This window comes from Neisseria sp. 19428wB4_WF04, from assembly GCF_015235335.1.
Lineage (GTDB): Bacteria > Pseudomonadota > Gammaproteobacteria > Burkholderiales > Neisseriaceae > Neisseria > Neisseria musculi.
This window is the reverse complement of the sequence record NZ_JADGLG010000232.1, coordinates 1-255: the sequence shown is the minus strand read 5'-3', so window position 1 is coordinate 255 and position 255 is coordinate 1. Positions and strand designations below refer to the sequence as shown.

Sequence of the window (255 nt, the reverse complement as noted above, 5' to 3'; positions counted from 1 at the left end):
AACGCTTAAACAACCCGTCTTTGGTATTTTCGAAAGAGACGGCAGGGTTTATACCGAAATCGTTCCTGATTGTAAAAAGCAAACACTTCAAGCTGTTATATTGGGAAAGGTCTCTCTGGAGGGTGTTCTTTATTCTGATAGCCGGCGCGGTTACAGCGGCCTGGTCGATGCGGGCTACTCTAAACATTTGCGCGTTAATCACGGACAAAATGAGTTTGCGGATGGTACCGGGCACATCAATGGTATTGAAAGCTT

Annotated in this window: 1 protein-coding gene; it reads left to right on the top strand. The window is 45.9% G+C overall.

What is annotated here, in order from left to right:
- Positions 1-255: transposase (locus IR141_RS13115; protein WP_167743245.1), on the top strand; the 255-nt coding region annotated here is incomplete at both ends.